The following is a 5,507-nucleotide window of genomic DNA, read 5'->3' as shown; positions in this document are numbered from 1 at the left end:
TTTGGATAACTACCATCAGATTGTTAAGAATGTTTTACAATCACGTATCCGCTCAATCGAGGAAGCGTTGAGATATTTAATCCCTGAGCAAACTCATAAACAAGTATTAGATCAGTTGCAGAGATTAAAAGACTCGATAGAAAAGATTGTGAGTATAGATTCTTCAGCTAGAGATGATGCAAGCAACAATGACCTATCGGTTTCGAGTAAGACAAGCCAAAGCAATCCCGCAGTTGAGATTGATGATCTGGAGCTGAGTTTATTGCGGTTTCTTAACAGTGCTGCAAATAGAATCTACCAGATGCATTTTAATAACCTTTGTGGGCATGATCCAGATAATGTTAGATCTCGTGTCGTTATATGTCATTGGAATCAAAACTTATTCTCTGAATTCTGGTCACGTCATTTCCCACATGATCCTGTCCCACAGGGTCATTATACAAAGACAAAGAACGGAACGTATGAGTTTACCATCATAGACGACAGCCTAGATGATCGGAAAGATTATGAAAACATTCTACGCAACATAGATTGGCAAAACTCGAGTTTGTTTCTTCTGATTCCTGTTTCCCAGATAGGTTATTTTCAGAAGCAGTTCTTTCAGTCCAAGGCTACGAAGCACTTCAAGAAAGCAAAACAGATTGTCAGTGTAATTGCTGATTTCTCGGACTTCTTAGATAATGAAAACCTCGCAGAGTATTTGTTGGCGTTCAAAGAATTGTTGCATATAAGCGGTTTAAGTCCGGAACACATTGCCGTAAATCATGATGACCTGGGATTAGAAAGAGTTATTGAGATACTCATTAAGGGTAATAATCAGATCAAAAACGAAAGAGATGAAATTGAGTTCATTGCCAAGATGGACAGAGATGGACACTTTCTTAATGTCGATGTAAAGAATAGAATCGCTCACATGCTACCGGAATGGAGGAATTGTAACAATGACAAATGATGCCACACCTAAAGATTCAATGAAGATAAAAATGGATACTTATACCAAGCAACTTTACGAAGACTTTGTTAGCGCTTTGTCGGATAGGCTTCGAGATACTGCAGATAGCACAGCATCCCAATTAGGGCAGATTTACAAGAGCTTGGATGCTTTACGTGATCAAGTCAAAGAACCTAAAGAGGTTTTACTAAAACAGATTGATGACTTAGTAAGTCAGTTAAATGATATCGTAAAGGATCATGACAATAAATTGCTTTCCGACATAACCAAGACGATTGACACTCTCAAGTCAAATCTCCAGATTACATTCCAGTCAGGCAAAGACGAACTGTTTAAATATTTCGATACGTTAAATACCGTAGCTAGTGACATAGCAAATATGATAAAGACTTCGCCTGATGTAATCAATGATAAGGTAAACCAAAGCATTGCTTCGCTGAACAACGAGCTTGTGAGTTCCATTCAAGATAACAGCGATTCAGTAACAAATCGTGTTAACGAGCATATCCACTCCGAAATGGAAATTTTAAATGACTCGTTTACAAGCAATATCCAAGACTCTTTTTCAACGGTTAAAGACTTGCAGAATGAAGTATTGTTTGAGCTTCAGCTAGGTAATGACACAATAGATAAGCGGATATCAAAAGTTCTTGGTCTTGCTTCTATACATGTGAAAAGATTCCGGTTTACCGAAAACTTGATTTACAAATCACTTAAGACATTCATCGATTCCGAATCCGAGTTCAGATATTCATCTGATGCGAAGATTTCACATGTTTTATCAAACAATCTTGAGCAAATCTCTATTTCAACGCAATTGCTTGACCTTAGCAGACTGATAAACTCGGAAATCTCAAGAATTGTATCTTATGTCGCAAGCGATAAATATAATACGATAAATGAACTCATAAACTCGTCTGTATCCAATGCAAGAGATCACTTAGAAGATAAGATTAATCGAGTTGCAATGGTCGTTGAAACCCACTACCCAGATATGAAGGAATTTATATCACTGCAAAATAAAGATATTGCAGTTCAAGTTATCGACACCTTAGCAAAGCGAAGTGAAGCAAACAGAGACGAAGTTCTTCAGGCTATTTCAACAAGTGAAACCAATGAAATAGAGAGAACTAAAATGGCGTACAAGGATGTAACAGACAAAGTTGATGCGTCAATAAGAATGCTTTCAGATCAACATAATGAACTTTTACAGACGTTGAATAGTCTGCACGAGGAGCTAGTTACACGACATCAAGATTTGAGTGAAAAGAATGATGCGTTAACCGAGCAAGTAAAAACGAATCAAGAACTTTTAATATGGATACTAACCCCATGGTATAGAAAAATCTTCAGGAGGAAAAATGGAAAACCGCAAATCTTGGCTAAAAAACCAGTTGCTGAATCAGAAGACAATTGATGTAGTTCAATGTTACCTAAACAAGGATACTCAAAGAAGCTGGCAAGCATGGCATGATCAACTGGGGGCAGAGAAGTTCTATTTACCAGTCTTTGGCGTGCAAGGTAGTGGTAAAAGCACTCTTCTAAATGCCTTATTCTTTGATGAAAGAGTGTTGCCTACAGATGCTCAAGAAACCACCTGTGTCCCTGCTGAACTACATTACTCTCCGACATTAAGAGGCAGGGCTAAAGTGATTTACAAAAATGGATCAGTCGCCGAAATTGCTGCTAATGACCAAGAATTAGCCGTGTACATTGATAATGTAAACAATCCTGGAAATGTGAAGGGCGTGAGCTATATTGAAGTATATTCTGATGATAAAACACTAGAAAATGGATTGGTAGTTGTCGACTTGCCGGGGTATGGCAGCTTAACACTCGAGAATCAGCAAACAACACTCGATTATTTAGCTAAATCTAGCGGAGTGATATATTTGATTAGATCTGTCCCCCCCCTAACACGTGGAGAGGTATACTGGCTTAGGATTACATGGCCACTATTACCACAGGCAATTTTCTGTCAAAGTTGTTGGGATACTGAAAGCACAGAGGAAACTGAGGATGCAAGGGATCACAATACTTCAGTAATTAAAAACGAGAAAAGGGCGATTTGGGGAGAACATTACGAAGATCCTTCCTTGCTCTGTGTTAACGGTGAGGGGGCACTGAAGGCAAGATTTGCAAACAATGTCAATGAATATGATCAGTCTGGTGCACAATCTCTTAAGGATACAATCCAAAGATATTCTGTTCATTGGCGGGAGTTAACCGTAACTGTGCTTGCCAACCAGTTCAGGAACGATATTGAAAACACTCTTATTGAGGTGGAAAATAGGATAAGCCTATTGGGTAGCTCATCTGAAGAAATTGAACGAGCCATAGAAGCTGAGAAAAGATTGTTCAGCGAATATAAGACTCGAGTTACAGGTAAAACTGATTCGGCGATGAGTTTGATTGATACTTTTTATCGAGATGTCTCATATGAAATCAATGAAATGATAAGAGATAATGAGATGACTTTCCGGAATAACATGAGAACTAAACTCAGGGCAGGAATAGTAGATGGAGATAGATTGGATTCAGCATTTAAGGCAGAAAGTTCAGATATTGCAGAACAACTTTACTATCATGTACAAGACAAGATAACCAGTTTACAGGGAGTTCTCCGGGCAGAGTTGGATGGATTAGTTGAGTGGAATTCAGAGTTGGGAGCTAATGACTTCGAGTTTGTAACCCCTGAAAAAACTAAATTTGAGAATATATTACCTGTTATTGGTAACGCAATTGGCGGAATAGGTGGAGCGATTGGAGGAGGGGTTGCAGGGGCAGCTCTAGGGGCGAAAGCAGGGGCAGCACTGGGTATGGCTTTAGGTCCAGCTGGAGCGATCATTGGAGGGATTCTCGGAGCTGCGGTTGGTGGATTAATATTAGGGTGGCTAGGTAAAGGTGGCAAGAAACTCGTACTCGATCAACGCATTGCCAAGGTTGAACCCCAGGTGTTTTCTGCGATTTCAAAGGCTATCGAATCCATTAGAGAAGAGATTTGCAAATTCGTAACATGTTTCTCTGATGATACTAAAAAGCAGATCAGCAACTGGCTACAAATTCAACATGATAATTACGACAGCCAGATGAAGTATAACCTTGATATCAAAATGCTAAACAAAGAAGAAAAAGATAAGAAAATTGCCAACCTCAGTTCAGATAAAAGCATTATTGAATCCATCTTGAAAGAAATGGAGGCACTGTGAGCAAACTACTGGAAAGAGCGGCGATAATTTGCGAAGACTTATTGCCTATAATAGAAAAACTAGATGATCAGGATGCAGTATCCTACGGCCGTCTATTATGCCAAAGGTTACATGAGTATCAAGCTTATGTTACGGTAATCGGAGAGACCAGTACCGGAAAATCAACTCTTATTAATGGATTATTTTACCGCAATTTACTTCCTGCAAAAGCGAAGCCTACTAGTGGAACGGTTGTACAAGTCAAGCTTACCGAAGAGGAAAAACCTGAGTTTTACGTTGTGAATAAGGATGCAAGCCTAGATGAAATTGACCAAGTGATTTTTGAAAAGATTGCGGAGCTTCCAGATGAAAATACTCTAAGGCTACTAGCATACGTGAACCCTACTGATTCCTCTTTTTATGGCCTTAACATCTTTGATACGCCAGGATACAATTCTTTGATTGTGGAACATGAAGAAGCCTTGAAGGAGTTCATACCAAATAGCGATCTATTGGTCTTTGCTTGTGGATACCGAACCGGTTTTAATCAGATTGATCAGGATTTGTTTGAAGTGGTTAGGGAGTCCATCCCAAATAAAGACATACCTATCATTCTGGCAATAAATAGAGTTCCACCCGGTACAAACATTTCCAATGGAAGGATTAAAGAGATTATTCACAACGCTGAAGATTCTCTGCACCAGAAAGTTAATACTGTTATGGTTAATGAAGTGGACAAGAAAAGGGATCCGGGTGTTAGACCCAACACAATGGATCTTTGGCACCAAGTTAACACAATAATCCAAGACCCCAGTGTTCAGGAAGTGGTAGATAGATCTCTACTACAATTACTCCAAGGGTTTATAGATGATTCAATCTCTTCGGTTGATCTGATGATCAGCTATCATTCCATAAAAAGGGAGGATACAGTAGCATTACAGAAACAGCATTCGATACTTAAACAAGCCCACTTAAAATCGGTCAATGCTGTATTTTCGTGCTCCAGGAGGTTAAAGAGTTTACTCCCACCAAGTATTGATCAAGCAGCAAACAACATTGAAAGAAGCATTGTGTATGACATTGAGTCCTCAAATAAATGGCTCGGGAAAGATGATACCTATGCATGGATTCAAGGACATGCCTTGCCAATTGGTATGAAGAAAGAAGGCAGAATAATAGAGAGCCTGATATCTATTGAGCTGGATAGACTTGATGAAGAACTTGAAGAGATAGCTAATACTGCCATAAAAGAGATAAAAAGAAGTATTCAATTTAAGGCGGATACTGAGACAGAAATTTTTGAGAAAGCATTGAAAAACCTTTTACAAAGATCTTTAGCTAAGTATATTGGACGATCCCTCTCAAGA

The 5,507-nt window shown here is 38.9% G+C and carries 4 protein-coding genes; all 4 read left to right on the top strand.

Going from position 1 to position 5,507, the window contains the following annotated elements; genetic code table 11:
• Positions 1-952: hypothetical protein (locus LHW48_04560; GenBank protein MCB5259733.1), on the top strand; the 952-nt coding region annotated here is incomplete at its 5' end.
• Positions 942-2,369, top strand: a complete 1,428-nt coding sequence (locus LHW48_04555; protein ID MCB5259732.1) for a hypothetical protein — start codon at positions 942-944, stop codon at positions 2,367-2,369. The genes LHW48_04560 and LHW48_04555, both read left to right, overlap by 11 nt.
• A complete protein-coding gene (locus LHW48_04550) occupies positions 2,314-4,161 on the top strand; it encodes a dynamin family protein (protein ID MCB5259731.1) in 1,848 nt (615 codons plus the stop codon). The genes LHW48_04555 and LHW48_04550 overlap by 56 nt, the downstream gene beginning before the upstream one ends.
• A partial coding sequence (locus LHW48_04545) for a dynamin family protein (protein MCB5259730.1) occupies positions 4,158-5,507 on the top strand: 1,350 nt, incomplete at its 3' end. The genes LHW48_04550 and LHW48_04545, both read left to right, overlap by 4 nt.

The sequence above is a fragment of the Candidatus Cloacimonadota bacterium genome (genome assembly GCA_020532355.1).
Classification (GTDB): domain Bacteria; phylum Cloacimonadota; class Cloacimonadia; order Cloacimonadales; family Cloacimonadaceae; genus UBA5456.
This window is presented reverse-complemented; position numbering and strand designations above follow the sequence as displayed.

Coding starts and splice junctions, on each gene's coding strand:
- LHW48_04550 (MCB5259731.1), top strand. CDS start 2,314: ATGGAAAACCGCAAATCTTGGCTAAAAAACCAGTTGCTGAATCAGAAG.
- LHW48_04555 (MCB5259732.1), top strand. CDS start 942: ATGACAAATGATGCCACACCTAAAGATTCAATGAAGATAAAAATGGAT.